Genomic DNA, 25,664 nt, shown 5'->3' with positions numbered 1-25,664 from the left:
AGAGGGTCCACTTTACGTAGCAAGAACGACAGAAGTTCTGTACGTTCTTCAGGAAGTTTCCTCGATCTCGAGAAGGCGACCTTCTACCCTTGGCCGGGTCGGTGGTTGTGTTCGCCTTGCCCAGACTTCTTATACCGGTGGAGTCGACGCCGGGAGAAAACCGCGTCGCGGCAACACCGGACACGGTCAAGAAATTTATTTCGTTGGGCTGCAGCGTCGCAGTCGAACACGGAGCCGGTACCCCCTCCGGATACCTCAATGAGGCCTACGCCGAGCAGGGCGCGGATCTCATTGGGACGGGAGATTCGTCGGCGTGGAGTCAGGCGGATGTTCTGCTCTGTGTCCAATCGCCGAGGGCAGCCACCCTGGCCCGACTGCGCCAGGGAGCGCTGGTGGTGGGTCTGCTTTCTCCTTATGCCAACGAAGAGCTGACGGCCGCCCTTAAGCGCAGCGGGCTTTCTGCCATGGCGCTCGAGCTGCTGCCCCGGATCAGCCGGGCCCAGTCTGCTGATGCGCTCTCCTCCCAGGCCAACATCGCCGGATACAAGTCGGTGCTGCTTGCCTCCGCCGCGCTGGACCGTTATTTCCCGATGCTGATGACGGCAGCGGGCACCGTTCAGCCTGCCAAGGTGGTGATTCTTGGAGCCGGTGTGGCCGGCCTTCAGGCCGTGGCCACAGCGCGTCGTCTGGGTGCTGTGGTGTACGTCAGTGATATCAGACCTGCGGTGAAGGAGCAGGTGGAATCGCTTGGAGCCCGCTTCATTGAGCCCCCCGAGATGGAGGACAAGCCCTCGGAATCTGGTGGCTATGCCAAACAGGCCTCCGACGCCTTCCTGGCGGCCCAGCGTCAGCAGCTGTCGGATCAGCTGGCCGAGGCCGACGTGGCCATCTGCACCGCCCAGGTGCCTGGCCGCCGCGCTCCGCGTTTGATCAGCGAAGACATGCTCGATCGGATGCGCCCCGGCGCGGTGGTGGTGGATCTGGCCGTGGCCCAGGGCGGCAACTGTGCCGACACCGTTCCTGGCCAGACCGTGGATCGCAAGGGCGTGAAGCTGATCGGTGGTAATGACCTGCCCTGCAGCGTTCCCAATCACGCCAGTGCGCTTTACGCCCGCAACCTAGTGGCTCTGCTGGAGCCCACCTTGAAGGACGGCGTCCTCAGCATTGATCTCGAGGATGAACTGATCGCCGGCTGTCTGATCGCCCAGGACGGCACCATCCGTCGTGGCGATGTTCTTACCCCAGGTGCCAACTGATGTTTGTTGAATTCCTCTGGGTTCTCCTGCTTGGCAGCCTGCTTGGGCTGGAGCTGATCGGCAAGGTTCCCCCCACCCTGCACACTCCCTTGATGAGTGGTGCCAACGCCATCTCGGGCATCACCGTGTTGGCAGCGCTCACCGCCATCATCAAAGCCGGCGACAACACCGTGCTGTTGCTGCTCGGTTCCGTCTCGCTGGGCTTTGCCCTGTTCAACGTGATCGGGGGCTTCCTTGTGACCGATCGCATGCTGGCCATGTTCAGCCGCAAGCCTGCTCGCAAGGAGAACCGCTGATGTCTGACTTTCTCAAATACGCGATCGAGCTGGTTGCGGTTCTGCTGCTGGCTCTCGGCATCAAAGGTCTCTCCAAGGTGCGTTCCGCGAGGGGCGCCAACCAGCTGGCCGCTGTGGCCATGGGCCTTGCGGTGCTGGGTCTGCTGATCAACTACCTGGGCACCAGCGGCATCAGCATCGCCGCCTGGACCTGGATCATTTCCGGAACGTTGGTGGGTGGTGTGCTCGGCGCTATCACCGCCCAGCGGGTGCCGATGACCTCGATGCCGGAGACGGTCGCCCTTTTCAACGGCTGCGGTGGCATGTCGTCACTGCTGGTGGCCCTGGCTGCTGCGCTTTATCCGGCGGCCCTCGATGCGGCAGGCCCCGTGGCAGTGGTGTCGATCGTTGTCTCCGTTTTCGTTGGTGCGATCACCTTCACCGGCTCGATCGTGGCCATGGCCAAGCTGCAGGGTTGGCTGTCCACGCCGGCCTGGATGCAGAGCAAGGCGCGCCATGCCGTGAACATCGCGCTGGCGGTGGCATCCCTGGTGGGTGCCGTTGAAATGCTGCGCAACGCTGATTCGAGCACGGGCCTCTGGCTGCTGGTGGCGGCCTCCGGCCTGCTGGGGATCGGGGTGACGCTGCCGATCGGCGGCGCCGACATGCCCGTGGTGATCTCCCTGCTGAACAGCTATTCCGGTGTGGCTGCTGCCGCTGCCGGTTTCGTGGTGGGCAGCCAGTTGCTGATCGTGGCCGGCGCCATGGTTGGTGCTGCCGGCCTGATCCTCACCCAGGTGATGTGCAACGGCATGAACCGTTCCCTGGTGTCTGTGCTGTTCGGTGGCGCCCTGGGTGCCACGAGCGCTGCAGGTGGTGGCGGCGGTGAATACACCAACATCACCAGCTGCAGTGTTGAGGAATGCGCCCTCACCCTCGAGGCAGCTGAACGGGTGGTGATTGTTCCGGGCTATGGCTTGGCCGTGGCTCAGGCGCAACACACGCTCAGGGAAGTGACTCGGGTGCTGGAGAGTGCTGGCATTGATGTGGCCTATGCCATTCACCCGGTGGCCGGCCGTATGCCGGGTCACATGAACGTGCTCCTGGCTGAGGCCGATGTGCCCTATGAGCAGCTTCAGGAGATGGATCAGATCAACCCCGAGTTCCCCGCCACCGATGTGGTGTTGGTGCTGGGGGCAAATGATGTGGTCAATCCCCAGGCCAAGAGCGACCCCAATTCGCCGCTCTACGGCATGCCCGTTCTGGATGTGCAGGACGCCCGCACGGTGTTCGTGGTGAAACGGGGCATGAGCGCTGGTTACTCCGGCATCAAGAACGATCTGTTCGAGCTAGCCAACACCTCAATGCTGTTTGGTGATGCCAAGAAGGTGCTGGGCGATCTCCTGGTGGAACTGAAGGATCTGGGCCTGGGCAAGAAGTGATTGGGCGTGGCGTGGATAACCCCCAGCTGTTGCAGCGGCTGGGGGTTCCGTCGTTTGAGCAGCGCTGGCCCTGGATTGGTGGTGACCTGCAAACCCTGCGCGACACCCTGCGTGAGGTGGATCTTCCCCACGATCAAGGTGTTCCGATTGAAATTCCCGTGCCAGCCCTGCCCAGTGGAGCGGCAGCTGCCGGGTCGTTGCTGGCCCTGCTCGATCAGCCGGAAGGGGACCCCAAGGGCTTGGTTCTGCTGCTCCATGGTCTGGGGGGATCCAGTTCCCGAGAAGGCCTGAGGCGGATGGGTGTGGCGCTCCAGACCGCTGGTTTTGCGGTGCTGCGCCTCAACCTGCGCGGTGCTGATCCGGGCCGCCACCTCGCGGGTGGCACCTATGCAGCGCGCTGCAACAGTGATCTGCTGCCGGTGATTGCTCGGGCCCGAAGCTTGGCGGCGGGTTGTCCACTGCTGGGGGCCGGCATCTCCCTGGGCGGCACGATGCTGCTCAATGCCGCTCTGGCGTCCCCCGGCGTGCTTGATGGCCTCTTCTGTGCCAGCAGTCCCTTGGATCTGGCCGCCTGCAGCGCCTCGATCGAGCGACTGCGCAATCGGGTCTACCAACGCTGGCTGCTCAAGCGGTTGGTGCGTCAGACCCTGGCGGATCCCTTTGGGGTGAACGCTGACGAGGAAGCCAAGCTGCAGGCGACGCCCCCCCGTTCGATTCGTGAGTTCGATAGTGCCGTGACGGCTCCCCGCTGGGGGTTTGCGGATGTAGAGGCCTACTACCGCGTGGCTTCACCCCTGCAGCATCTGGTGCCCGCCTGCAAAGCGATGCCACCCACCTTGCTGTTGCAGGCTCTGGATGATCCCTGGGTTCCTGCCGCCTCCGCGATGGATCTCGCAGAGGCGCTGCCGCCGGAGGCTGTGATTCGCACGTTGTTCACTCCACGGGGAGGGCACAACGGTTTCCATGGCCGTGACGGCTGCTGGGGCGACCAGCTGGCGGCGGCCTGGCTCAGGGACGTTGTTGCTGGCTAAGCAGCTGTTCCTTCTGGCTGCAGGCTTCTCGCTTTTCAGTAGTAAAAGGCTCGATCGCTTGGGTTCTGATATACAGCACCACCGCATCGTGTGGAGATCCTCCACAGCGCCTTGTAGATCGGTGTGGAGTCGTAGCGCACCAGCTCAGGAAACCTCTGCCTGAGCAGTTGAGTTCCACGCCAGGCGTTGTAATGCGGAATCGACGAATTGACGTGATGGCACACGTGGGTTGAGCCGATTCCATGGTGCAGCAGGTTGAGGATGGGCCCGTAGGGACGATCAACCGTTTGCAAGGCTCCCTTCGACCAAGTCCAGGTTTCGTTGGAGAAGTGAGGGATATCGTTGTTGGTGTGCTGCAACCAGGTATAGGTCGTCAGCCACATGTTGATCACCAGGTAGGGCAGGCCGTAGACGCACAGCACACGGAGCAGTGAAAACTGCACTGAGGCGGTGATCAACAGGGCAACCATGGCGAGCAATCCCAGGTTGGATCGCAGCATCCACTTGCCGAATGAATGCGGGAAAAGGCGGCGTTTGCCGTTGAAATTATGCTTGCGATTCCAAAAGTGAGAGGTGGGGGAGTCGTAGTCCTCGCCGCCGGTGGCGCCCAGGAAGATATAAAGCTGCCAGCCAATCACGAGGTGATTGAACAGGGAAATGATCCCGAAAAGGGTGGGATTCAACCTCTGCTTGAGCTGTTCGGTGGTTCGCCCCATCGGCGATGTTGCCCGCGGCGGAACATGGGTTTCTCCCTGTTCCAGGTGATTGCAGTGGGCGTGGTGTACCGCGTGGCTGTGGGCCCAGCTGTAATACGGCACCAGCAAAATGCTGTGCAACACAAATCCCACAACGCCTTCAATCTGGCGGTTGGGGTGGAAGGCGTGATGGCCGCATTCATGGGCGATCACCCAGCAGCCCATCGCGATGGTGCCGGTGATCACGCCGTAGAGGAGCCAGAGAGGGGTGGCGGCTGCCGAGAGCGGAATGAGTGTTCCCAGGCCGACGGCCAGAAGCGAAAGGCTTGCAGACATGGCCAGGCTCGCCCACGATTTCGCTGGGCTCAGCTTGGAGAGCTCTGCTGGCAAGGCGCTGAGCAGCTCAGCTTTGCTGGGGTAGGAGATTGATTCAGCGCTGTCTTCAGGGGCTGGATTTGCGGGTCGTTTCGCTGTTGCAAATGCCAAATGGAAGCCTCAAGACAAGCGCTCATCAGTTGGCGCTTAAGCATTTCATCATAATTGCTTGACCTGCGAGCTGTGGGGGATGGTGCTGCAGAGCCCTATCGCAATTGTTCGGATTTTGTTGTTGGGAATTCCGGCTGAATTTCAAACTCTTTTTGCTTCGGATCCTGTTCTTCATTAGTGATTTGAGCTTTTCGCTAATCTTTTCCTGAGTTTTTTTGGGGTCAAATTTCTGCTGAAGGGACGCCATTGATTGCCTCGAAGGGTGTTCTTTTGAGAATCCATTCATCGACAGGTTGTTGGCCGATGATGTGTTGTTCTATGATTCTTTTGACGCGATCTGGCGAAACATCGGAATACCAAATTCCGTCTGGCCAGACCAGAAGAATCGGCCCTCGTTCGCACACCCTGAGGCAATCGGCTTTGCTGCGCAGAACAATCCCCTCGGGGCGTGCTGCATTTTCGAGATCCAGTTCACGAACAATGCTCTTCAGTGCATTCCAGGTTTGTGCCCCAAGCGCTGAATCGCAGCATTTGGCTTTGGTGGCGGTTGCGCAGAGCAGGAGATGATGGCTGACCCGTTGCATGCCTAAGCGGCGATGGCTCCCATGGGCAGACGGGTCACACCGCGGTTCACCTGTTCCCGCACGGCGGTTCGCGCCCACTGATCCACCCGCAGCACGTCGTCCAACTGGGGCTGGGCCATCAGATCGGGTTTATGGCGCTCGCAGGCGGCCTCGATCACTGTGGGGATGTCGAGGAAGTGAATCTTTTCCTCGAGGAACTGCGCCACAGCTTCCTCGTTGGCAGCATTCATTACTGCGGGCATGGTGCCGCCGGCGCTTCCAGCGGCGTAGGCCAGCTCCATGCAGGGGTACTTGGCGGGATCGGGGGCCCGGAAGCTGAGCTGACCCACTTCCGTGAGATCCAGTCGCCGCCATGGCGTCTCCAGGCGTGAGGGCCAGCTGAGGCAGTAAAGGATTGGCAGCTTCATGTCGGGCCAGCCCAGTTGGGCCAGCACGGACGAATCCGCCAGTTCGATCATCGAATGGATGATGCTCTGGGGATGGATCACGATCTCGATGTGGTCGTAATCCAGGCCGAACAGGTAGTGGGCTTCGATTACCTCCAGCCCCTTGTTCATCAAGGAGGCGGAATCCACGGTGATCTTGCGGCCCATGCTCCAGTTGGGATGACTGGTGGCATCGGCCACGGTGGCCTTCTCAAGGTCGGCGGCCGTCCAGTCGCGGAATGCGCCGCCGGAGGCTGTGAGCTGAATCCGGCGCAGCCCCGGTGTGGGTACGCCGGTGGAGAGCCGTGCGTTTTCAGCCCAGGGGGTTCCCTGCAGGCACTGGAAAATGGCTGAGTGTTCCGAATCCGCCGGCAGCAGACGGCTGCCGCTCTTCTTCAGTTCCGGCAGCACCACGGGGCCGGCCGCAATCAGGGTTTCCTTGTTCGCCAGAGCGAGGTCCTTGCCAGCGCGGATCGCCGCCAGGGTCGGCAACAGACCGGCGCAACCAACAATGCCCGTCACCACCAGGTCGGCGCTGTCCCAGGCGGCAGCAACGTTGAGACCGTCAGCACCTCCCACCAACTGGGGTGCATCGGCGCCTGTGACGCCGGCATCCTTCAGCCGCTCCTGCAGTTCAGGCAGGAGATCGGAATCCGCCAGGGCCACCACCTCAGGGCGATGCCTCTGAACTTGTTCAACCAAAAGCTTCAGGTTGCGGCCGGCCGTGAGGGCTACAACGCGGAACTGCTCCGGAAACTCCTCAGCGATCTGGAGGGTCTGGGTGCCGATCGAACCGGTGGATCCCAGCACGCTGATGGCTTTCATGCTGTTCCGGCAGTTGCGACAAGTCTCCCACCAGGACCGTTGAACGCTGGCAAGCTGGCGGACAGCTTGTGGAGAGCGCATGGCGAAGGAACAGTGGCGATCGGGCCTGGGGTTTGTCCTGGCGGCTGCAGGCAGTGCCGTGGGTCTGGGCAATCTCTGGGGCTTTGCCTACCGCGCCTCCCAGGGAGGTGGCGGCGCCTTCCTGCTGCTCTACGTGTTGATTGTGCTGTTGGTCTGCCTGCCGGTGCTGGTGGCTGAAATGGTGCTGGGGCGCAGCACTGGCCAAAGCCCCCTGCTTGCGCCAGTTGCGGCAGCCGGTCGCCGTTGGCAGCCGATGGGTTGGCTGTTCGTGCTGGCGGCCAGTGGAATCCTGGCCTTCTATGCCGTGTTGATGGGATGGACCGGGGCCACGCTGGTGCAGACCCTCACCCAGGGGCTCCCGGCGGATATCTCTTCAGCGGAAGCCTTTTTCGCCGGCCTCAGTGGCGGCCGCTCAGCTTTGATCGGCCAGCTGCTCAGCCTGGTGGCGACTGCTGCTGTGGTGGCGGCCGGCGTGCGCGGAGGCATTGAGCGGTTGTCCCGTTGGGGGCTGCCGCTGTTGTTTGTGCTGCTGATTGGCCTTGCGGTTTGGGCTGCTGGTCTTGATGGGGCCTCGGAGGGCTATCGCACCTTCCTGCTCCGCTGGGACAACAGCCAGCTGCAGGACCCCACCACGATTCGAAATGCCTTCACCCAGGCCTTCTTCTCGATTGGAACGGGCATCGGCAGCATCCTAGCCTACTCGGCCTACCTGAGCCGTCGCGCCCACCTGCCGCGGGAAGCCGTGGCGGTGGTGGGGATGGACACCGCTGTGGGCTTGCTGGCCGGCATGGTCACCTTCCCCGTGGTGATGAGCTTTGGCCTCCAGGATGTGATCAGTGGCTCCACCCTGGGCACGATCTTCATCGCGCTGCCCACAGGCCTGGGTTCACTGGGCGCCACAGGTCAGCTGGTGGCGGTGCTCTTTTTTGCTCTGGCCCTGATTGCAGCGATCACATCAGCGGTGTCGCTGCTCGAGGTACCGGTGGCCTGTTTTATCGATCGCCTGGGGTGGAGCCGGTCCCGGGCCGTCTGGGTGTCCACGGCGTTGATCTTTGTGGCCGGTCTTCCGGCGGCCACCTCAATGGAGGTTCTCGGCTGGATGGATTCCGTGTTTGGGGGCCTGCTGCTGATTCTGGGGGGCCTGCTCCTGGCGCTGTTGCTGGGTTGGGTGCTCCCCGCCCGTTTTCAGGAGGAGCTAAGCCATTCGGGGAGCCCGATCTGGCTGCAGCGCTTTCTGCTGGTGATGCTGCGCTGGATTTCGCCGCCGGTGATCGCTGTTGGTCTGGTGATCAGCGTGGTTGATCTGATCCCCAGCTGAGGGGATTCTCCTGGCATGTGCCTAAGGCTGATCCGAAGAATTGAGCATGGATTCCATCTTGCGGATCCTCTTCAGCATCTTGTCCCACACCTCCGCTTTCCAGGCTTGCTCCGCATCGCCCGTGGACGCGGCCAATTGCTTCTGAGCCGCGAGCTTCGCCTCAAGATCCTCGCCGGCATCCAGGGCCTTCATCAGCTCCATCTCGAGCTTGGCGGTTTCCATGAAGTTCAGCTTCTTCAGCCAGAGCATGGGGAGCGACAGCATTGGAGTTCAGTCTGCCGGGATCAGGCGCGAATCCACTCCGTCACCCCGCCGGGTTTGTCGATCAGCTCCACCCCTTGGGCGGCGAGCTCATCCCGGATCCGGTCGGCCTCCGCGAAATCCTTCGCCGCTTTCGCCGCCTTGCGCGCAGCGATAGCCACATCAATGGCGCCGTCGTCGAGGCTGGGGGCGGCTTCCGCTTCCGAGCGCAGTCCCAGCACCGCCGCCAGGTGTCGCAGCAGCTGCCAACGACCCTCCAGACCCTTCAACTCCAGCTCAGGCAGGGCGGCGTCTTCCCCCCGTTCCAGCCGGTTGGCGAGGGACCGTAGGGGCTTGGCCAGATCGAACAGAACGGCCAGTCCGCCCGAGCTGTTGAGGTCATCGTCCATGGCGCTGATGAAGCGTTGTTCGAGCTCCACCAGAGCGGTGTCAGCTGGACCTCCATCGGCGTTCATGGCGCCCTCTGCGAGCGGTGCGGCCGTGCTCCAGCCGAGGCTCTCGCCATGGCGACCGCCAAGGCTCAGGGCTGCATTCAGCCCCTTCCAGCCTGTGGCTGCGGCCTCAAGGGCCTCGGCGGTGAAATCAAGCGGTTTGCGGTAGTGGGCCTGCAGCACAAACAGGCGCAGGGTCATCGGCGAGATTCCACTGTCCAGCAAGGCGCGGATGGTTGTGAAGTTGCCGAGCGATTTGGACATCTTGGTGCCACCGACATTGACCATGCCGTTGTGCATCCATAGCTTCGCCAGGGTTGTGCCGTTTGCGGTTTCCGATTGAGCAATCTCGTTTTCGTGGTGCGGGAACACCAGATCTCCGCCACCGAGGTGAATGTCAATGGTTTGCCCCAGTTCCTGGCGCACCATCGCTGAGCATTCAATGTGCCAGCCCGGGCGGCCTGGTCCCCAGGGGGATTCCCAGCTGGGTTCTCCGGCTTTGGCCCCCTTCCAGAGCGCAAAATCAAAGGGATGACGCTTGCGGCTTTCCTCTCCATCAGCGGTTCGACCGCTGGCTCCCTGCTGCTGGTCGTCGGGGTCGCGGCCGCTGAGCTTGCCGTAATTCTTCGCCTTCGAAATGTCGAAGTACACATCACCATCTGAGCTGTAGGCGGCTCCTTTGGATTCCAGTTCGCTAATCAGTGTCTGAATGCCTTCAATGCAGCCGGTGGCCCGAGGCATTCGGTCGGCCGGGAGAATATTCAGACGCCCCATGTCGACCTCGAACGCTTCGATATTGCGTTCGCTCACCGCCTGCATCGTGATGCCCTCCTCATTGGCTCGGTTGAGGATCTTGTCGTCGATGTCGGTGTAGTTCTGGATGTAAGTGACGTCGTACCCGCGCCAGATCAGATAACGGCGCAGCACATCCCAGTTGATGTAGCTGCGGGCATGGCCAAGGTGGCAGAGGTCATAGACCGTCACGCCGCAGCAATAGATGCTGGCTTTGCCCTCGGTGAGGGGCTCGAACGCTTCGGTGCGGCTGGTGAGGCTGTTGGTGAAGCGCAAGGACACAGCTGATCAGGAGCTCAGGATGAGGCTACGGCCTGTTCGGCTGCGCTTATTTCGCCTCCATCCAGTTCGCGCCGACGCCGGTCTCCACCACTAGGGGAACACTCAGTTCAAAGGCCTGTTCCATGGTTCGCACCACCAGGTCTCGGGTGGTCTCGAGGGCGTCCGGCGCCACTTCGAGCACTAGTTCGTCGTGCACCTGCAGCAGCAGCTGGGCCGGTAGGCCCTGACGCAGCAGGGCGTCTTGCAGCTGCACCATCGCCACTTTGATGATGTCGGCACTCGACCCCTGAATCGGGGCATTGGCAGCTGCCCGCAGTTGCTGCGCCTCCATGCCACCGCGGCGGGCCACATCCAGGTCGATCTCCAAGGGGTCCTTGCCCAGCAGCCGCCCCAGGCCGTTGCGATCGAAGTGGAACGGCCGCCGGCGGCCGAGAATCGTTTCCACGTAACCGCGGCTGAGGGCGAGCCGCTCCTGCAGCTCGAGAAAGGCGAACACCTTCGGGTAGCGCTGCTTGTACTTGACCAGGAACTCCTTGGCTTCGCTTTGGCTTACGCCGGTTTCCCGGGCGAAGCGCTGGGCTCCCATGCCATAGATCACACCGAAGTTGATCGTTTTGCCCAGCCGACGCTCGTCCGGACTGACCTCGTCCTTGTCCAGCAGCAGCCTGGCGGTCAGCGCGTGCACGTCATCGCCGCCGCGGTAGGCCTCCTGCAGCACCTTTTCGCCCGAGAGGTGGGTGAGGATGCGCAGCTCGATCTGTGAGTAATCAGCGCTGAGCAGGGTCCAGCCTTCCTGAGGCAGGAAGGCCTTGCGGATCCGACGGCTGTATTCGGTGCGCACCGGAATGTTCTGCAGGTTGGGGTTGCTGCTGCTCAGCCGACCCGTTGCCGTAACCGCCTGGTTGAAATCGGTGTGGACTCGCCCGGTTTCCGCCTCCACCAGCTGCGGCAAGGCGTCGATGTACGTGCTCTTGAGCTTGCTGAGCACCCGGTGGTCCAGCACCAGAGGCACCACCGGGTGGTCGTTGCCGAGTTTCTCCAGCACGGTGGCGTCGGTGCTGAAGCCAGTTTTGGTGCGCCGGGATTTCTTGCGATCCAGGCCGAGGGTGTCGAACAGGAGCTCTCCGAGTTGCTTGGGTGAGGCCAGGTTGAAGTCCACTCCTGCGGCCGCTTTGGCGTCGGACTCCAGCTGTTGAAGGGTGGAGCCCATTTCTTCGGAAAGGCCCTGGAGATAGGGCACATCAATGCGGATGCCGGTGGATTCCATCCGGGCCAGCACTGGTTCCAGTGGCTGCTCCACCTGCTCCAGCAGCGGCAGCAGCTGCGGGCCCATGGTCTCCAGCTGATGGCGCAGCAGCAGGGCGAGGCGCCGGGTGACGTGCACATCCATGCCGCAATACAGGCTGGCGGGCTCCAGCGGCACGTCGGCGAAGGTTTGTTTCTTGCCCACCAGATCGGTGAATGAGGTGGGCTGGAAGCCGAATTCCCGCTCCGCCATGAGCTCCAGACCATGCTTGGCCGAGGCATCCCGCAGGTAATCAGCCAGCAGTGTGTCGATCACGACCCCCTCGAGGGCAATGCCATGCCGCAGCAGGATCAGGCGGTCGTACTTGGCGTTCTGAAGGGTCTTGGGGTGGTTGCTGCTGGCCAGCCAAGGGGCGAGGGCGGTGAGCACGGTTTCCAAGGACAGCTGCTCCGGGATGCTGTCTTCGCTGCCTTTGTGGCCCAGCGGGATGTAGGCAAGTGCGTCCAGGTCCTCTCCCCAGCAGATGCCGATGCCCACCAGTTCGGCGCGGAACGGGTTGAGGTCGGTGGTCTCGGTGTCGAAGGCCACAGGCAGGCTGCTGTCGGTGCAGGCCATCAGCCTCTGCACCAGGGCGTCCAGGGCCGTTTCGGTCTGGATCAGCTTCGGTTTCAGGGCCGGCACCCCCACGTCGTCGTTGGTGACCGGTTCGGTTGCGGTTTCGGCAGCTGCCGGTTCTGTGGTGGCTGAGCGGTGGGGGGGCTTGGCTGCAGCGGCCTCTGCATTGGCCCCGTAGCCCCCTTCGGAAAAGGCCGCCACAAAGCCCCCCACCTGGCGCAGCAGGCTGTTGAGCTCGAGGTCTTCCAGGCAGCTGCTCAGGCCATCAGCATCCACCGACGACAACGGCAGGCTGGGTTCCTTGGGCAGGGGAACATCCACGAGAATCTCGGCCAGCTTGCGCGAGAGGTAAGCGTTGTCGCGGTCGGCGCGCAGCTTCTCTTTCAGAGCTCCTTTGATGGCGCCCCGGCTGGCTTTCGGCCCTTCGGCTTCCACTTCCTCAAGGGTGGCGTACACCGCGTCGAGATCGCTGTTGTCTTTCAGCAGGTTGATTGCTGTTTTGGGGCCAACACCACGCACGCCGGGGATGTTGTCGGAGCTGTCACCGGTGAGGGCCTTGAGGTCCACCACCTTGTCGGGTATCACGCCGAGCTTGCCGAGCACCCCTTCTTCGCGGATCAGTGTTGGGCCACTGCTTTTGGCGTAGGGGCCTCCACCCATGTAAAGCACCGCGATGTCGCGGCTGTCATCCACCAGCTGGAAAAGGTCGCGGTCTCCCGAAAGGATTCGTACGCCCCATCCCGAGTCGGCCGCTCGGTTCGCCAGGGTTCCCAGCACATCGTCGGCTTCGAAGCCGGGGGCCATGCAGAGAGGGAGCTGCAGGTGCGTTTCGAGGATCTGCTGCAGCTGCTCAAGGTCCTGAAAGAACACCTCAGGGGCCACATCCCGGTGGGCCTTGTAGTTGGCGTCTGCCTTGTGGCGAAAGGTGGGCTCGGCTGTGTCGAAGGCAATGGCAACGCCTTCTGGCTGCAGGGTTTTGCTGTTGTCCAGCAGGGCTTTGAGAAAGCCGTAGGTCACGCTGGTGGGCCGGCCGTCTTTGGTGGCCAGACCCCCTTCTCCACCCTTGCTGAAGGCGTAAAAGCTGCGGAATGCCAGGGAATGGCCATCCACAAGCAGCAGAAGTGGCTTGGCGGTGGCCTCAGGCATAACGGTGTTGAAAACGTGGTTGGATCAATCGCGCGGGTCTGCCCAGGGGGGCAGATCGATGAACACGCGAGTTCCTGATTCGAGACCGTTCAGGATCGCAGTCTGGTCGCCGCTGCTGTTGCCCAGTTCCACCGGCTGGAAACGTGGTTGCTGGTTCTCATCCACCAGCAACACACCCTGTTGGCCGTCCTCCAGGGTGATCGCCACCGTGGGCACAAGGATTTTGGGGTCACTACGCCCGGTTAGGAAATTGATGTCGGCAGTCATGCCGATCTTCAATTTGTTTTGCGGGTTGACGAAGTTCAGCTTCACTTCGAAGGAGGTGACGCTGTTCTCTTTGGCTGCGCGGGGGGCAATTTCATTCACCCTTGCCTGGAAGCGCTCATCGGGATAGGCATCTACCCGGATTTCGGCCTTCTGGCCGGTCGCGATGCGGCCGATGTCGCTTTCCGGAACGCGGGCCCTCACCTCCAGGGCTTGCGAGAGTTCAACGATCGAAGAGCTTGTGGCACCGGCCGTGGCCGAGGCGGCAGTGGTGGGGGTCACAAACGACCCCGGTTCGGCGTAGCGCGCTGTGATCGTTCCTGAGAAGGGGGCGCGGATCGTCTTTTCTCGACTCTCCTGTTCCAGTTGCTCCACCCGTTCCCGGGCTGCAACGAGGCCCGCTTGCCCAGCCAGCATCTCGAAGCGCGCATCACTGAAGTCGTCAGCGCTGAGCGCGCCGCTGGCATACAGCTGGCTGCGTCGTTCGAAATCCTCCCGCTTGTTCTGATAATTGGCTTCGGCCTGGCGCAGCAGAGCCCGCTTCTCCTGCAGCCGATCATCGAGATCGCCACGATTCATCAAGGCCAGAACCTGTCCGTTCTCCACCACATCTCCTTCATCCACCTTCAGCTCAGCCAGCAGACCTTGCTTGCGCGGACTCACGTTCACCTTCTGCTGGGCCTGCAGTTCGCCGCTGGCGGTGATCACCCCAGAGAGAACGCCACGTTCTGCAGTGGTGGTGAAGGGTGTCAGATCCCGTTGGCGGTTGCTCCAGGGTCCGAAACGCAGCAGTAGCCCACCACCGCACAGGACCAACACCAGCAATCCGACCATCGCGGCTTTGGGTCGTTTGGATTGTGCCTTCGCCACTGAGGCCAGCTCTGCTTCAGGCGATGGGGACGCAGGGGAGCGCAAGGACTGCAGCATGGGCCCACAAAACTTCACGACAGTCTCGCCGCTGGCCGGTAGATTCCGCCGATGCTCAAAGCTGGAATTGTCGGATTGCCCAACGTGGGCAAGTCCACCTTGTTCAATGCGTTGGTTGCCAACGCGCAGGCGCAGGCTGCCAATTTCCCGTTCTGCACGATCGAGCCCAACGTCGGCACCGTGGCGGTGCCTGATGAGCGACTGGACCGGCTCACAGAACTGAGCAAAAGCAAGGACACCATTCCGACCCGAATGGGGTTTGTGGACATTGCTGGTCTAGTGAAAGGCGCCAGCCAGGGCGAAGGCCTGGGCAACAAGTTTCTCGCCAACATCCGCGAGGTGGACGCAATCGTTCACGTAATCCGCTGCTTCGAGGACGATGACGTCATCCACGTTTCAGGATCCGTGGGTCCGTCAAGGGATGCAGAGGTGATCAATCTGGAGCTGGGTCTTGCGGACCTGGCACAGATCGAGAAGCGCCGGGAGCGTCTGAAAAAGCAAATGCGTACCAGCAAGGAGGCACAGGTGGAAGACGCTGCCCTTGAACGGATTCAGGCGGTGCTCGAGAATGGTGGTGCGGCTCGCAGCGTCGATCTGAACGATGAAGAAGCGGTGATGATCAAGCCCTTGGGGCTCTTGACCGCCAAGCCGATCATCTACGCCACCAATGTGAGTGAGGACGACCTGGCCGAGGGCAATGCCTTCTGCACCGAGGTGGTTGAACTCGCTGCCAAGGAAGGTGCCGAAACGGTGCGGATTTCTGCCCAGGTGGAAGCGGAGCTGGTGGAGCTCGGAGATGAGGAAACCGCGGACTATTTGGAAGGTCTCGGAGTGAAGGAAGGGGGTTTGCAGAGCCTGATTCGGGCCACCTATCGATTGCTGGGGATGCGCACCTACTTCACCACCGGTGAAAAGGAGACAAGGGCCTGGACGTTCAAGGCCGGGATGACCGCTCCGCAGGCTGCCGGTGTGATCCACACCGATTTCGAACGGGGCTTCATCCGCGCTCAGACCATCGGTTGGGAGAAGCTGCTGGAAGCCGGCTCACTGTCGGAAGCCCGCAACAAGGGTTGGCTGCGCAGTGAAGGGAAAGAGTATGTGGTCGATGAGGGAGACGTGATGGAATTTTTGTTCAACGTTTGATGTGATCTTGATTTAATCGATAGATTTCTTTTTTCTGGGCTTGAAAGGCATCTCTTCATTTTTCACGATGAGCTGAGCATCAAGGTCAATATTTTGAATCAGTTTCTCCCATTTCTTATAGACTGATTCGTAGCGCCACCTCGCGAAATAGCGGGAAAATCGCGATAGTCTGTAGATGTCATCCGCAATGTTCGATGGGTTTTTTGTTGGGTTAACGTCAATGCGTTGTCGCATGCGTTGATGCCAGACGTCAAAGGGTGTTTTTAGGGTGACGACTTTGATGCTTCTGCAGCTATGTGCGATTGATTTGAGCAAATGTTGTTTGTCGCTCTGGTGGCGGCTGGTTATGTCGAAATGGATGAAAATCAGTTCCTTGATTAATTTGCGTGAATGCCCAGGCTTGCTATCAAGTTTGGTTAAAGCTCCAATGCTGATGTGCGACCTTGGCTCCTGGGGATTGATGCCGAGCTGACAGTAAACCTTGTCTCTGAATTTATTCTTTCTTTTGGTCGTTAGCTGTCGAATCAAGTGTGACTTTCCGGATGCTGAAGGGCCGGCAACAATCACGAGATCTTTTCCGATCATTACTTTCATCTGATCCATGGCCAATCAGATTTAGACCCTACTTGAGTCAATGCTCTTTGGGCAAGTTAAGGGTGCTTTCAAAGGGACAATCGGGAGTTGGAGGCCGAGTCTGGATTGATTTGTCGAATTCATGTATTTCTGTCCATTTTGTTTGCTCGGTGAGACCATTCTGATGTTTTCTTTGTTTTTGGGCTGATGCATGGCGGTGGTAGAGGTTGTCGCTGTTTCGGTTCGTGAAAATGGTCAAAAGTATTTAGCCGGCCTTTAATGTTGTGTTGCTGCTGTAGTCTTTTAATTCTCGAAGTCTTTTTTTGCTGTTGGCTTGCGACTTTGATTCAAGGCTTATCTGGAATTGGCTGCCAATGTGTTGTTGGTTTGTGAATTGTGCGTTGAACGGCTTGTTTGAGCAATCGTGCCATCGATGCCGTAACGCGGCTTGAGGCTGCGTAGGGTCGGGAGCACAACCAGGCACCCCCCACCCATCAACAGCCAGAGCAGCAGGCCATTGTTCTGAAGGTCCAGCAGGGCTCCTCCGGCGAGGGGCGCCACGATGGCGCTGATGGCGAAGCACTGGGAAAACAGCGCCATCGCCAAACCACGGTGTTCCGGTGGTGTTTCTTCAATGACGGCTTCTGTGGCCGTGGGTAAGAAAGCGGCCTGGGCGAAGGCCATCGGCAGCAAAGCTGCCAGCACCAGGATCGTTCCGTTCTCGAACAGGGATGACAGGGCAATCAAAGCGCAGCCCAGACTGAATCCCGCCAGGCTCAGGCCAAGCCCGAAGGCAACGCTGCGCTCCGCCAGCCAACGGCCCACCGGCCACTGCAGGCTCACCAGCAAGGTCAGCTGAAGGGAGATCAATGCGCTGCTGTGGCTTTCGCTCAGTGCCGGTCGCAACAGCCCGCCGCGCACCAGATCCAAGGGAAGCGCACTCTGTTGGAGGGCCAGTATCCCGGTAGCCACCACACTTATCAGCAGCACCGGCAGCAGGGGCAGCAACCAAGGCAGCCGGGCCGTTGACCGTGGACCATCCGGATCGGGGATATTTCTGCTGAGGTTGCGGTATGGAGGGCCGTCCTGGAGTGGAACAAGGCTGATCAGCACCAGAACGGCGGCCATGCAGAGCGCTTCAACGCTGTACACCGTTCGCAGCATTCCCAGCGTGGCGGCTGCGGTTCCGATCAGCGTGCCAATGCCAATACCGAGAGCATCGGCACTGCGCACCAGGGCATAGCCCCGGCCTGAAGGAAGGTCGCCGCAACTCAAGGGAACGGCCAATTCGATGGCAGGCCAGTACAGACCTGCCGCACAGCCCAGCAGCAGTTGTCCGAACAGGTAGCTGTTGTAGTTGTCGGCCTGCAGCAGGATCAAATCGGCCGCAATGGCCAACAGGGTTGTGCCCCTGACAGGCCAGGAGCAGCGGACGCCCCGATCGAGCAGTGCACCGCTCAGCAGACGCACCACCGTGCCGATCAGGGCGGAGACGGCTAAGCCGCTGCCCACTTCACGCGCCGAGAAGTCAATCGCATGAAAGATCAGCGGCGTCATGAAGATCACCCCGCCGGCTCCGATGGACGCCAGAAACCTCAGTCGGGTGACATTTCTCAGCGGTGATGGAAACTGGTTCCACCACCGCAGAGGGTCAGGCGTTGCTGCGCGGACGCTTAACAGGACGATGCATCGCGATGGGCTTGATGGGCAGTCTGCTGCTCAGCACGGGCGGATCGTGGCCTGTTGGCTCCACAGAACGTGTGGAGGTCGAGATCGATGGCCTGGTTCTTCCGGTTTCGGTGGAGGAACTCGGCGCCTTCGTGCGCTCGCCGACGGCTGATCCAGCACAGCTCTCGCGATCGGAGCTCTCAACCTGGATGGGCCTTCTCGCGCCGGAAAGCCGACAGGGGCTGATCCGTCTGCTCAAGGCTCCTGTGCTCTCCCGTCGCAGCCTTGGGCGGCAGTTGCTGAGCAGCTGGGGAGCGGGTCCGCTTTTGGATGCGTTGGGGGAATTGATTCGGGTGGAGGACGGCAAGCGCATCAATCGTTCGCTGGTGCTCTCCACGCTGGAGCAGTTGCTCGAACGGCAGACAACCGTTTCGACGCTGGATGTGTTGGAAGCGTTGCCCACCCAGCAGCTGCGTCTTGATCTGGATGCGCTGGTGGCTGCCGCCAACCGCTGGCGGCTGGAATTGAAGCGACATCAGACCTTGATGCGGACCTTGGCTCAGAAAGAGGCCCGCCTGCAGCTCCTCAAGGGAACCGAGGGTTCTGCCTTGGCCGATGCGCCCCGTCAGTCAACGCTTGCAGTGGACCATCGTTCGCGTCGCCTGCGGGTGGAACGCTGGATCCCCCAGTCGTCATCCAAGGACGGACTCTGGGTCTTGATGATGCCTGGGCTGGGCGGGGACCCCGACCATTTCAACTGGCTGGCGCGTTCGCTGATGCAAGCGGGCTGGCCCGTGGTGGTGCTTGAGCATCCCGGCAGCGATGCTGCCGCTGTCCAGGCGTTGCTTGAGGGGCGTCAGTCGTTTGACGGCGCCGCAGCACTGCGTGATCGATTGGCTGATCTTGTGGCGGTGGTGGACGCGCAACAACGGGGCGATTTGAACATCCCCGGGACCGACGTGGTGCTGATGGGGCATTCCCTGGGTGCCTTGACGGCTCTCCTGGCCAGTGGGGCGCAGCCAGTGCCCGGGATGGAGCAGCGCTGTGAAGCGGATCTGGCGGGCCTGCCCCTCACCAACCTCTCGGAATTGCTGCAGTGCGAGCTTGCGGCAGGCCGCGTGCTCGAGGGCAACGCGATGGCTTCGCTGCCCCGGGCGGTGGTGGGGCTCAACAGCTTTGGCGGGTTGATCTGGCCGCACCGCTCCAGCCAGGCGTTGCCGATTCCGCTGTTGATGGTGGGTGGGACGCTTGATCTGATCACTCCTCCCTTGGATGAGCAGCTGCCTCTTTCGGCTGGATTGGCTGAGCATCCCGCTAGCCGGGTGGTGGTGGTGGAGGGGGCCAGTCACTTTTCGCCAATTCGTGTGGACGGCCAGGGCAAGGCATCCGAGGGGGATGACCTCTTCCGGCTCGGCGAAGAGTTGGTGGGCGTCAATCCCCTCAGCGTTCAACGGGTGATTGCCCATGAAGTCATCCGTTTCCTCGATTCCCTGAGCTCAGGTTCACCCCGCAACGATGCCGTTCACCTGATGGAAGCCAGCTCCAAAACGCGCTGGCATCGCTTGGACCGACCCTCGGCCCTGCAGCTGCTGGATCAGTAACGCACCCGAGGATCGAGGGCGGCCACCAGCAGGTCAACGGCAACACTCACAAGCACCACCAAGGCTGCGATCACCACCACGATCCCCTGAACGACGGGGTAGTCCCTCTGGTTGATGGCTTCCTGAAGGCGCAGGGCAATGCCTGGCCAGGAAAAGGTCACTTCAATCAGTAAGGCCCCACCAATCAACGAGGCCACGGTGATGCCAGCGATGGTGAGCACCGGCAGCAAGGCATTGGGCAGTCCGTGGCGAAGGATCACCTGACGCTCACTCAGGCCGCGGCTGCGGGCCGCTTCCACGTGGTCGCCGCGCAGGGTGCGTCGCAGGTTCAGGCGCAGAGCGGTTGTGAAGGTGCCGCTGAGCAGCAGGGCCAGGGTTCCTGCGGGCAGGATCAGGTGACGCACAGTGCCTCGGAAGGCGGCCCAGTTGTTCTGCAGAGCGCTGTCCAGCAGGAAAAATCCGCTGCCCTCGGGGGGGAGAATGCTGGGGGGGAAGCGTCCACCCACCGGCAACCAGCTCAGGCTGACGGCGAACACCAGCTGCACCAGCATGGCCACCCAGAAGGGCGGCAGGGCATAGGTGCCCAATCCATAGAGGCGACCTCCCAGGTCAATCTTTCCCTCGGGCCGGGCGATTCCGCTGAATCCAATGCTCAGCCCCACCACAGCAGCGACAGCCAGGGCGATGACGCTCAGTTCCAGGCTGGCGGGCAGGGTTTTGCCGATGATGGTTCGAACCGGCTCCTGGTTGATCAGGGCTTGCCCTAGGTCGCCATGGATCAATCCGTTGAGATAGCTGAGGTACTGATCCAGCAACGATTGATCCAGGCCCAGCCGAGCCCGCATGGCGGCTTTGGCGGCAGCGGGAGCCCGGCTGCCGAGCACCGCATCCACGGGATCCCCTGGGGCGACGCGCAGCAACAGGAACACCAGGCTGGCGATCAGCCACAACATCAATGGCGCCAGGGCGAGGCGGGTGGCGCTGTAGCGGGAGAGGTCTCGGGCGCGTCCCATCAGTTCCGTGTCGACTTGTCTGAACGTCGCTTCAGTTCAGCGAGCATCAACTGGCCGCTGCCGTCAAATTGTGGAGGGCTGAGGTTCAGCTGGGCCCAGGCTCGAGGGGAATCCAGCCAGACGGGGATGTAGGCGGCACCGTTGGCGGAAAGATGATCCACACGGTCCAGGGCGGCGCGGCGGGCATCCCCCGTCAGCGTGTCGGATTCCAGCAGGGCGGTCTGCAATCCGGGAGCGCTCCAGAAGCTGCCGCTGATCGCTGCTTCTCCAGTCATGCAGATGTCACCCTCCACTGACGTGCAGCTCAACAGTGGCGTCAGATAGGCCTCTGGATCGGGGTAGCTTCCGCGCCAATCCAGCATCACGGCTTTGAAGGCACCCTCCCCCAGCTGGCGGTAGATGGTGGTCGACTCGACGCCATCCAGATCCAACACCAGGCAATCGGAGAGGTCCCGTTGCACCTGGGCCTGCCAGGTGAGGGCTAGCAATTTGTCGGCGGGCACGTTGGAGCGGAAGGTGAGCGGAAAGTGCAAGGGGCTGCCGTTGCAGTAGCCCGCTGCCTGGAGCAGCTTGCGGGCCTGATCGGGGTTGTGTTCGGGCCATGGGGCCATGGCGCCGCCGGCCAGGCTGGGAGGCACCAGTGCCTTCAATGGACGGCGCAGCCCGTAGCTCACCCGTTCACTGATCTCCGTTCGATCGAGACTGACGGCGAGGGCCCGCCTGAGGTTGGGGTCCTGGAACGGTTTCTGGTTGCTCAACAGGGTGATGTAGCCGATCTCCATCGCTGGACCCACCGACTCATGCAGCTCCCCCGCGCTGGCCCGTTCATGCAGGGTGTGGCGCTGGTCTTCGTCGATCGAGGCGGAGAGCAGCAGATCCACCTCGCCACTGCGCAACGCCCCATAGAGCGCCGTGGAGTTGCTCAGTGAGATCAGATCCAGGCCGTTGTTGCGTGGTGCTTCCCCCCAATACGCCGCAAAGGGCTCCAATCGTTGCTGATGTTCGCTGAAGCGAGTGAGTTTGTAGGGGCCTGTCCCCACAAAGCGGTCGTGCAGAAATCGATCCTGGTGTTTGCTGTAGGCCGTTGGTGAGATCGGGGTGAGGTTGATCGAGGTCAGCAGGCCCTGCAGGGATGTGGAGGGGCGACTGAGGCGCAGCCGCAGGGTGTGGCTGTCGGCTTCCTCAACCGCCGCAATCCGGTCGCCCACCACGTAGCTGAGGGTTCCGATCTCGAGGAAACGCCGCAGGCTGAAGGCCATGGCTGCGGCATTGAACGGCGTTCCATCGTGAAAACGCACATCGGTGCGCAGGGGAACCGTGACGGTGCGACCGCCATCACTCAGAACGGGGGGCGATGCCGCCAGGCGGGGTTCTAGTGAGCCATCCCGCCTGAGGCGATAAAGGGGATCCCCCAGGGCGCTGATCAGCTGCGTGGCGCCGAGGGTGCTGGCCTGGGCTGGATCCAGGGAACTGATTCGGCCCGCTGAGGCCACCGTGATGCGGCTGGTGGGGGGTGGGGCCTGACACCCCATCTGGGTGATGGCCAGGGCCAAGGCCATCAGCGCGCCACCGCACGTCCATCTCGTGGGGCGATCGATGCGCTTCAACGGGCCTCAACCAACACGGGTCGGCCCATTCAACAGGGACTTATCCGACCTGGCGAATCCTTTCCAACGAGATTTCGAACACCGGTGAGCCCTCGTTGCTCTGCAGGGGCCAGCGGCGCACCCAGCAGCGGTCGTGGTCGCCATCCACACCGATCACTTGATAGGTGTCGTCATCACTGTCGAGATTGACGCAATCACCCTGGTGCACCGTCATCGGATTCACCCCCTCCTCTAGGGGGCAGCCTTGACCGGGACTCGAACAGGTGAGGTTCTGCATGAACCGTCTGGGCACAGATCTGAGGATTCAGGCCTGTGCCGTGAAAGTTCTTGACACTCTGACGCACGCCCGGGGGCATCCGCCAGGGCCGGAGCTCTACCTAGAGGCAACCCAGATGAGCAGCCAGGCCAGACACCTCCGGCAATGCCTGAATGGCGTCGAGCGCTTCATTCATCTGGCGTTGGCTCACTTCGTGAGTGATCACAACGATCTCGGCGCCGGCGTCGCTGGCGTTGAACTGCACGATCGATTGGATCGACACGTTGCGTTGGCCGAAGCAGCCGCCCACGTTGCCGATCACGCCAGGGGCGTCTTTTGTCTTGAAACGCACATAGTGGCGTTGGCGAATGTCGCCTGAGTCGACGAGAGAGCAGGGCCGCCAGCTGCTGGCGGCCAGCAAAGGATCCACCTTCCCAGGTCCTTCACTGGCCTGGCGGATGCCAGCGATGTTGAGGATGTCGGCCACCACCGCAGAGGCGGTCGGGCCGGCTCCTGCTCCAGGGCCGTAGAACATCACCCGGCCGATAGGGTCACCTTCCACAAGAATGGCGTTGTTGACCCCGTTCACGCCCGCCAGTGGGTGGTCCTTGGGCACCAGCGTGGGCTGCACCCGCAGGGAGAGGGGCAGGGGATCGCCGCTTTCGGCCATGCGCTCGGCCACGGCCAGCAGCTTCACGCCATAGCCCAGTTGATTGGCGTAATCCACATCCACGCCCTGCAGGCCACTGATGCCGTCTGTGGGAACAGCAGCCCGATCCACGCTGCCGCCGAAGGCCAGGGTGGCCAGGATTGCGATCTTGTCGGCCGCGTCAAGTCCGTCCACATCCGCTGCCGGATCGGCTTCGGCGTAGCCCAGCTCCTGGGCATCCTTGAGCACCGCGTCATAGGCGGCCCCCTCCTCAGCCATGCGGGTGAGGATGTAGTTGGTGGTGCCGTTGATGATGCCGCTGACGCGGTTGATGCGGTTGCCCCCTAGGGACTGCTTCAGCGGCTCAATGATGGGAATGCCGCCACCAACGGCGGCCTCGATCAGCACGTACACCCCGGCAGCGGCCGCGGCTTCAGCAATTTCCTGACCGTGGCGTGCGATCACGGCCTTGTTGGCGGTCACCACGGATTTGCCGGCTGCAATCGCCTGGAGAATCAGGCTGCGGGCCGGCTCCAGGCCACCGATCACCTCCACCACCACGTCCACGGCTGGGTCCTGAATCACCGCCGATGGGTCGGTGGTAAGCAGGCTTTCATCCAGGGCGACGGGCCGGGGACGGTTCAGATCGCGGACGGCAACACGGATCAGCTCCAGTTCACCCACCAGAGGGTGACGTTCGCTGGGGTTCTGGAGGATCGAAGCGACTCCGCCGCCAACCGTGCCCAGTCCCAGCAGACCCACGCCGACCTTTGCTGCCATCCCCTGTGATCCGTGTTGGAACGTTTGCGAGCGACTCTATGTAGTGACGTGATTCGGCTTCTGTCGCTGTCCTGAACAGCGCTCGGGTCAGCTTTCCAGTTGACGGGCCTGCTCCTGCATGGCCAGGAGGATGTTGAGGAAGCCATTGGCGCGGGAGGGCGTCAGGCTGGCCTGCAGGCCCGTTGCCGCAATGAAGGCCGGGTCCACCGCCTGCACCTGGGCTGGCGTCAATCCATCCAGCCCCTGGATCAACAACGCCAGCAGTCCCTTGGTGATCAGCGCATCGGAGTCTCCCTGCCAGCGCATCACTCCCTGATTGAGGGCACCCCGCACAAAAACCTGCGACACACATCCCTTCACCTTGATGTCGTCGGTCTGCGCCTCGGCCGGCATGGGAGCGAGCTTCTTGGCCAACCAGAGCACGTACTCGTAGCGGCGTTTTGGATCGGCGGTGCCGCCCAAACGCTCCACCATCCGGTCGAGGGCGTCACTGCCGGTGCTGGTGGCCATGCGGGGCTCAGTCGTTTCGACGTCGCACGCTAACCAGCAGCCCCACCATCACCAGGCTGAAGGGGAACATAACCACCTCGTTCAGATCCACTTCGCCGTCTTGAACGGGAAGTTCGAGGTAGTCGCGGTGGCCTGGACCACCGTCCACCTGGAGATCAACGGTGCCATTGCCCACGCTGCTGAGATCGAGGCTCAGGCGTCCCTCGACATCGGTGCGGCCCAGTTCCTGCCCTGGCGTGCCATCGGCATTGAGCAAGCGAACAACGGCCCCTTGGGTGGGCTCACCGTTGGAAAAGCTGCTGCTCAATTGCAGATCGCCATCGAGATACTGCAGAGCACTTTCGATCTGATGGGCCTTCGCAGGGGCCAGCACCGCGCCGTGCAGTACCGAGCCGAGCAGAAGCAGTGGAGCCAGCAGACGCAGCATGGAAGGGCGATCAATGGTGCCCATGATGCGGCCCCTCAGGCGGGCCGACCAGCACCCTGTTCCGTGATCCAGCCGGTGAAGGGAACATCCCAGGGCTCGCGGGGCAATGCCTCGGCCGCAAGGCAGGTTGATGGCAGCACAACCCAGGCCGGAACGGCAGCCCAGGCGGGATCAGCTCTGAGCCGGTCGTAATACCCACCGCCGTAGCCAAGGCGGATTCCCGCGCCGTCCACCGCCAGCGCCGGCACCAGCAGCAGCGCCAGCTGATCGGGTTTCAGAGCGTCTCCTGCGGCAGGAGCGGGAATGCCGCAGCCATCAGGCTGAAGCGGGTCCTCACCCCAGCTCCGGTAGATGAGTCCGCCGCAGCCATCGGCCACCGGCAAGGCCAAGGGCGGATGGCGACCATCCCGCAGCGGCCGCACATCTGCTTCCCCTGGCAGGGGCCAGTAGATCCCCACATAGCGGCTGCCGCAGTTGGACTGGCCGATCAGCGCCGCCACGGCCTCCTGGATGGATCGCGTGGCTGTTTCTCCCAGATGACGCTGGGCTTTGAAGTGACGGCGCAGGGTTGGCTTGCTGCTCATCGCTGCAACCAGGCCGTCAGCGCCACCGCCAGGGCATCGGCCGCATCATCCGGTCGGGGCGGTTCCTCCAGGCTCAACTCCCGCATCACCGCCTCCAGCACTTCATCCTTCTCGGCATGGCCGAACCCCGCCACGGCGAGCTTGATCTGCATGGGAGGGAATTCCACCATCGGGATCTTGAAGCGGGCCAGGGTCATCACCACCACGCCGCGCGCCTGAACAACATTGATGGTGTTGCTGGATCGGTAGAAGAAAAACTTCTCCACGGCCGCCAGTTCCGGCCGCCAGATCCTGATCAGCTGGCGCAGGTCGCCAGCGATCTCCACCATGCGATCACCATCGGAGCGATCGGAATTTGTCTGGATGATGCCGCAATCAAGCATGCGCTGGCATCCGTCCTGGATGTCGATCACCCCGTAGCCCACCCGGGCGAGGCCCGGGTCGATGCCGAGGATCCGCATGGGCTGATTG

Annotated in this window: 24 protein-coding genes; 7 read left to right on the top strand and 17 right to left on the bottom strand. The window is 62.0% G+C overall.

Translation table 11 applies throughout. The features are described 5' to 3' along the window. Positions 1–107 precede the first annotated feature (107 nt). Genes SYNCC9605_RS09890 through SYNCC9605_RS09875 form a run of 4 tightly spaced genes read left to right on the top strand, consistent with a single transcriptional unit; the run spans position 108 to position 4,004 of the window. Positions 108–1,256: a Re/Si-specific NAD(P)(+) transhydrogenase subunit alpha gene (locus SYNCC9605_RS09890; protein ID WP_011364926.1), complete on the top strand. Its 1,149-nt coding sequence runs from the start codon at positions 108–110 to the stop codon at positions 1,254–1,256. Further along, the gene (locus SYNCC9605_RS09885) at positions 1,256–1,552 is read left to right on the top strand and encodes an NAD(P) transhydrogenase subunit alpha (RefSeq protein WP_011364925.1); all 297 of its coding nucleotides are present in this window, start codon (positions 1,256–1,258) and stop codon (positions 1,550–1,552) included. The genes SYNCC9605_RS09890 and SYNCC9605_RS09885 overlap by 1 nt, the downstream gene beginning before the upstream one ends. Then, the gene (locus SYNCC9605_RS09880; protein WP_011364924.1) at positions 1,552–2,973 is read left to right on the top strand and encodes an NAD(P)(+) transhydrogenase (Re/Si-specific) subunit beta; all 1,422 of its coding nucleotides are present in this window, start codon (positions 1,552–1,554) and stop codon (positions 2,971–2,973) included. The genes SYNCC9605_RS09885 and SYNCC9605_RS09880 overlap by 1 nt, the downstream gene beginning before the upstream one ends. Positions 2,974–2,984: 11 nt before the next feature. Further along, positions 2,985–4,004, top strand: a complete 1,020-nt coding sequence (locus SYNCC9605_RS09875; RefSeq protein WP_011364923.1) for an alpha/beta fold hydrolase — start codon at positions 2,985–2,987, stop codon at positions 4,002–4,004. 35 nt (positions 4,005–4,039) lie between these two features. On the opposite strand, the gene SYNCC9605_RS09870 is transcribed toward SYNCC9605_RS09875, so the two are convergent. The 3 genes from SYNCC9605_RS09870 to SYNCC9605_RS09860 form a co-directional block, all read right to left on the bottom strand. Next, the gene (locus SYNCC9605_RS09870; RefSeq protein ID WP_257929140.1) at positions 4,040–5,035 is read right to left on the bottom strand and encodes a fatty acid desaturase; all 996 of its coding nucleotides are present in this window, start codon (positions 5,033–5,035) and stop codon (positions 4,040–4,042) included. A gap of 371 nt (positions 5,036–5,406) precedes the next feature. After that, positions 5,407–5,769 (bottom strand): (2Fe-2S) ferredoxin domain-containing protein, encoded by a 363-nt coding sequence (locus SYNCC9605_RS09865; protein WP_011364921.1) that lies wholly within the window; start codon positions 5,767–5,769, stop codon positions 5,407–5,409. A gap of 2 nt (positions 5,770–5,771) precedes the next feature. Further along, complete coding sequence (locus tag SYNCC9605_RS09860) at positions 5,772–7,019, bottom strand: 1-deoxy-D-xylulose-5-phosphate reductoisomerase (RefSeq protein WP_011364920.1); 1,248 nt, start codon at positions 7,017–7,019, stop codon at positions 5,772–5,774. Between the two features lie 79 nt (positions 7,020–7,098). Here SYNCC9605_RS09860 and SYNCC9605_RS09855 point away from each other — a divergent pair, with 79 nt between their 5' ends. Next, positions 7,099–8,418 carry a sodium-dependent transporter gene (locus tag SYNCC9605_RS09855; protein WP_011364919.1) on the top strand — a complete coding sequence of 440 codons (1,320 nt, stop codon included), beginning with the start codon at positions 7,099–7,101 and terminating at the stop codon, positions 8,416–8,418. Between the two features lie 21 nt (positions 8,419–8,439). On the opposite strand, the gene SYNCC9605_RS09850 is transcribed toward SYNCC9605_RS09855, so the two are convergent. The 4 genes from SYNCC9605_RS09850 to SYNCC9605_RS09835 are packed head-to-tail and all read right to left on the bottom strand — an operon-like array spanning position 8,440 to position 14,382. After that, positions 8,440–8,682: a hypothetical protein gene (locus SYNCC9605_RS09850; RefSeq protein WP_011364918.1), complete on the bottom strand. Its 243-nt coding sequence runs from the start codon at positions 8,680–8,682 to the stop codon at positions 8,440–8,442. 20 nt (positions 8,683–8,702) lie between these two features. Beyond that, on the bottom strand, positions 8,703–10,184 hold the full coding sequence (gene cysS, locus SYNCC9605_RS09845) for a cysteine--tRNA ligase (RefSeq protein ID WP_011364917.1): 1,482 nt from the start codon (positions 10,182–10,184) through the stop codon (positions 8,703–8,705). Positions 10,185–10,230: 46 nt separating this feature from the next. Further along, entirely contained in the window at positions 10,231–13,191 is a 2,961-nt protein-coding gene (polA, locus tag SYNCC9605_RS09840) for a DNA polymerase I (RefSeq protein WP_011364916.1), read from the bottom strand. 24 nt (positions 13,192–13,215) lie between these two features. Further along, positions 13,216–14,382 (bottom strand): efflux RND transporter periplasmic adaptor subunit, encoded by a 1,167-nt coding sequence (locus SYNCC9605_RS09835; RefSeq protein ID WP_011364915.1) that lies wholly within the window; start codon positions 14,380–14,382, stop codon positions 13,216–13,218. A gap of 51 nt (positions 14,383–14,433) precedes the next feature. Between SYNCC9605_RS09835 and ychF the strand changes: the two genes are divergently transcribed. Further along, positions 14,434–15,525: a redox-regulated ATPase YchF gene (gene ychF, locus SYNCC9605_RS09830; protein ID WP_011364914.1), complete on the top strand. Its 1,092-nt coding sequence runs from the start codon at positions 14,434–14,436 to the stop codon at positions 15,523–15,525. Positions 15,526–15,537: 12 nt separating this feature from the next. On the opposite strand, the gene SYNCC9605_RS09825 is transcribed toward ychF, so the two are convergent. After that, positions 15,538–16,128 carry a hypothetical protein gene (locus tag SYNCC9605_RS09825; RefSeq protein ID WP_011364913.1) on the bottom strand — a complete coding sequence of 197 codons (591 nt, stop codon included), beginning with the start codon at positions 16,126–16,128 and terminating at the stop codon, positions 15,538–15,540. A gap of 324 nt (positions 16,129–16,452) precedes the next feature. After that, positions 16,453–17,697: an MFS transporter gene (locus SYNCC9605_RS09820; RefSeq protein WP_374699865.1), complete on the bottom strand. Its 1,245-nt coding sequence runs from the start codon at positions 17,695–17,697 to the stop codon at positions 16,453–16,455. Between the two features lie 95 nt (positions 17,698–17,792). Here SYNCC9605_RS09820 and SYNCC9605_RS09815 point away from each other — a divergent pair, with 95 nt between their 5' ends. Beyond that, positions 17,793–19,367, top strand: a complete 1,575-nt coding sequence (locus SYNCC9605_RS09815) for an alpha/beta hydrolase (RefSeq protein ID WP_011364911.1) — start codon at positions 17,793–17,795, stop codon at positions 19,365–19,367. Here the strand turns inward: SYNCC9605_RS09815 and SYNCC9605_RS09810 are convergent. The 8 genes from SYNCC9605_RS09810 to ruvC form a co-directional block, all read right to left on the bottom strand. Further along, a complete protein-coding gene (locus tag SYNCC9605_RS09810; RefSeq protein ID WP_011364910.1) occupies positions 19,361–20,380 on the bottom strand; it encodes an ABC transporter permease in 1,020 nt (339 codons plus the stop codon). The genes SYNCC9605_RS09815 and SYNCC9605_RS09810 overlap by 7 nt on opposite strands. Next, complete coding sequence (locus SYNCC9605_RS09805; RefSeq protein WP_049749481.1) at positions 20,380–21,939, bottom strand: ABC transporter substrate-binding protein; 1,560 nt, start codon at positions 21,937–21,939, stop codon at positions 20,380–20,382. The genes SYNCC9605_RS09810 and SYNCC9605_RS09805 overlap by 1 nt, the downstream gene beginning before the upstream one ends. An 88-nt stretch (positions 21,940–22,027) precedes the next feature. Further along, on the bottom strand, positions 22,028–22,264 hold the full coding sequence (locus tag SYNCC9605_RS09800) for a hypothetical protein (RefSeq protein ID WP_041435076.1): 237 nt from the start codon (positions 22,262–22,264) through the stop codon (positions 22,028–22,030). A gap of 100 nt (positions 22,265–22,364) precedes the next feature. Next, positions 22,365–23,672: a homoserine dehydrogenase gene (locus SYNCC9605_RS09795; protein WP_011364907.1), complete on the bottom strand. Its 1,308-nt coding sequence runs from the start codon at positions 23,670–23,672 to the stop codon at positions 22,365–22,367. Between the two features lie 87 nt (positions 23,673–23,759). Continuing rightward, positions 23,760–24,182: a SufE family protein gene (locus SYNCC9605_RS09790; RefSeq protein WP_011364906.1), complete on the bottom strand. Its 423-nt coding sequence runs from the start codon at positions 24,180–24,182 to the stop codon at positions 23,760–23,762. Between the two features lie 7 nt (positions 24,183–24,189). Beyond that, positions 24,190–24,609 (bottom strand): hypothetical protein, encoded by a 420-nt coding sequence (locus tag SYNCC9605_RS09785; protein WP_257929139.1) that lies wholly within the window; start codon positions 24,607–24,609, stop codon positions 24,190–24,192. 35 nt (positions 24,610–24,644) lie between these two features. Continuing rightward, on the bottom strand, positions 24,645–25,193 hold the full coding sequence (locus SYNCC9605_RS09780) for a 5-formyltetrahydrofolate cyclo-ligase (RefSeq protein ID WP_011364904.1): 549 nt from the start codon (positions 25,191–25,193) through the stop codon (positions 24,645–24,647). Then, complete coding sequence (ruvC, locus tag SYNCC9605_RS09775) at positions 25,190–25,654, bottom strand: crossover junction endodeoxyribonuclease RuvC (protein WP_011364903.1); 465 nt, start codon at positions 25,652–25,654, stop codon at positions 25,190–25,192. Before ruvC ends, SYNCC9605_RS09780 begins: the two co-directional genes overlap by 4 nt. Between the last annotated feature and the right edge of the window lie 10 nt (positions 25,655–25,664).

The organism is Synechococcus sp. CC9605 (assembly GCF_000012625.1).
Taxonomy (GTDB): Bacteria; Cyanobacteriota; Cyanobacteriia; order PCC-6307; family Cyanobiaceae; genus Parasynechococcus.
The sequence above is the reverse complement of the archived record's forward strand: the minus strand, read 5'-3'. Positions and strand labels throughout refer to the sequence as shown.

Excerpts from the sequence above, each read along its gene's own strand:
- SYNCC9605_RS09885 (WP_011364925.1), top strand. The coding sequence starts at position 1,256 with ATGTTTGTTGAATTCCTCTGGGTTCTCCTGCTTGGCAGCCTGCTTGGG.
- SYNCC9605_RS09880 (WP_011364924.1), top strand. The coding sequence starts at position 1,552 with ATGTCTGACTTTCTCAAATACGCGATCGAGCTGGTTGCGGTTCTGCTG.
- SYNCC9605_RS09870 (WP_257929140.1), bottom strand. The coding sequence starts at position 5,035 with ATGTCTGCAAGCCTTTCGCTTCTGGCCGTCGGCCTGGGAACACTCATT.
- SYNCC9605_RS09865 (WP_011364921.1), bottom strand. The coding sequence starts at position 5,769 with ATGCAACGGGTCAGCCATCATCTCCTGCTCTGCGCAACCGCCACCAAA.
- SYNCC9605_RS09860 (WP_011364920.1), bottom strand. The coding sequence starts at position 7,019 with ATGAAAGCCATCAGCGTGCTGGGATCCACCGGTTCGATCGGCACCCAG.
- SYNCC9605_RS09855 (WP_011364919.1), top strand. The coding sequence starts at position 7,099 with ATGGCGAAGGAACAGTGGCGATCGGGCCTGGGGTTTGTCCTGGCGGCT.
- SYNCC9605_RS09850 (WP_011364918.1), bottom strand. The coding sequence starts at position 8,682 with ATGCTGTCGCTCCCCATGCTCTGGCTGAAGAAGCTGAACTTCATGGAA.
- polA (WP_011364916.1), bottom strand. The coding sequence starts at position 13,191 with ATGCCTGAGGCCACCGCCAAGCCACTTCTGCTGCTTGTGGATGGCCAT.
- SYNCC9605_RS09835 (WP_011364915.1), bottom strand. The coding sequence starts at position 14,382 with ATGCTGCAGTCCTTGCGCTCCCCTGCGTCCCCATCGCCTGAAGCAGAG.
- ychF (WP_011364914.1), top strand. The coding sequence starts at position 14,434 with ATGCTCAAAGCTGGAATTGTCGGATTGCCCAACGTGGGCAAGTCCACC.
- SYNCC9605_RS09825 (WP_011364913.1), bottom strand. The coding sequence starts at position 16,128 with ATGGATCAGATGAAAGTAATGATCGGAAAAGATCTCGTGATTGTTGCC.
- SYNCC9605_RS09815 (WP_011364911.1), top strand. The coding sequence starts at position 17,793 with ATGGGCTTGATGGGCAGTCTGCTGCTCAGCACGGGCGGATCGTGGCCT.
- SYNCC9605_RS09810 (WP_011364910.1), bottom strand. The coding sequence starts at position 20,380 with ATGGGACGCGCCCGAGACCTCTCCCGCTACAGCGCCACCCGCCTCGCC.
- SYNCC9605_RS09805 (WP_049749481.1), bottom strand. The coding sequence starts at position 21,939 with ATGGCCTTGGCCCTGGCCATCACCCAGATGGGGTGTCAGGCCCCACCC.
- SYNCC9605_RS09800 (WP_041435076.1), bottom strand. The coding sequence starts at position 22,264 with ATGCAGAACCTCACCTGTTCGAGTCCCGGTCAAGGCTGCCCCCTAGAG.
- SYNCC9605_RS09795 (WP_011364907.1), bottom strand. The coding sequence starts at position 23,672 with ATGGCAGCAAAGGTCGGCGTGGGTCTGCTGGGACTGGGCACGGTTGGC.
- SYNCC9605_RS09790 (WP_011364906.1), bottom strand. The coding sequence starts at position 24,182 with ATGGCCACCAGCACCGGCAGTGACGCCCTCGACCGGATGGTGGAGCGT.
- SYNCC9605_RS09785 (WP_257929139.1), bottom strand. The coding sequence starts at position 24,609 with ATGCTGCGTCTGCTGGCTCCACTGCTTCTGCTCGGCTCGGTACTGCAC.
- SYNCC9605_RS09780 (WP_011364904.1), bottom strand. The coding sequence starts at position 25,193 with ATGAGCAGCAAGCCAACCCTGCGCCGTCACTTCAAAGCCCAGCGTCAT.
- ruvC (WP_011364903.1), bottom strand. The coding sequence starts at position 25,654 with ATGCGGATCCTCGGCATCGACCCGGGCCTCGCCCGGGTGGGCTACGGG.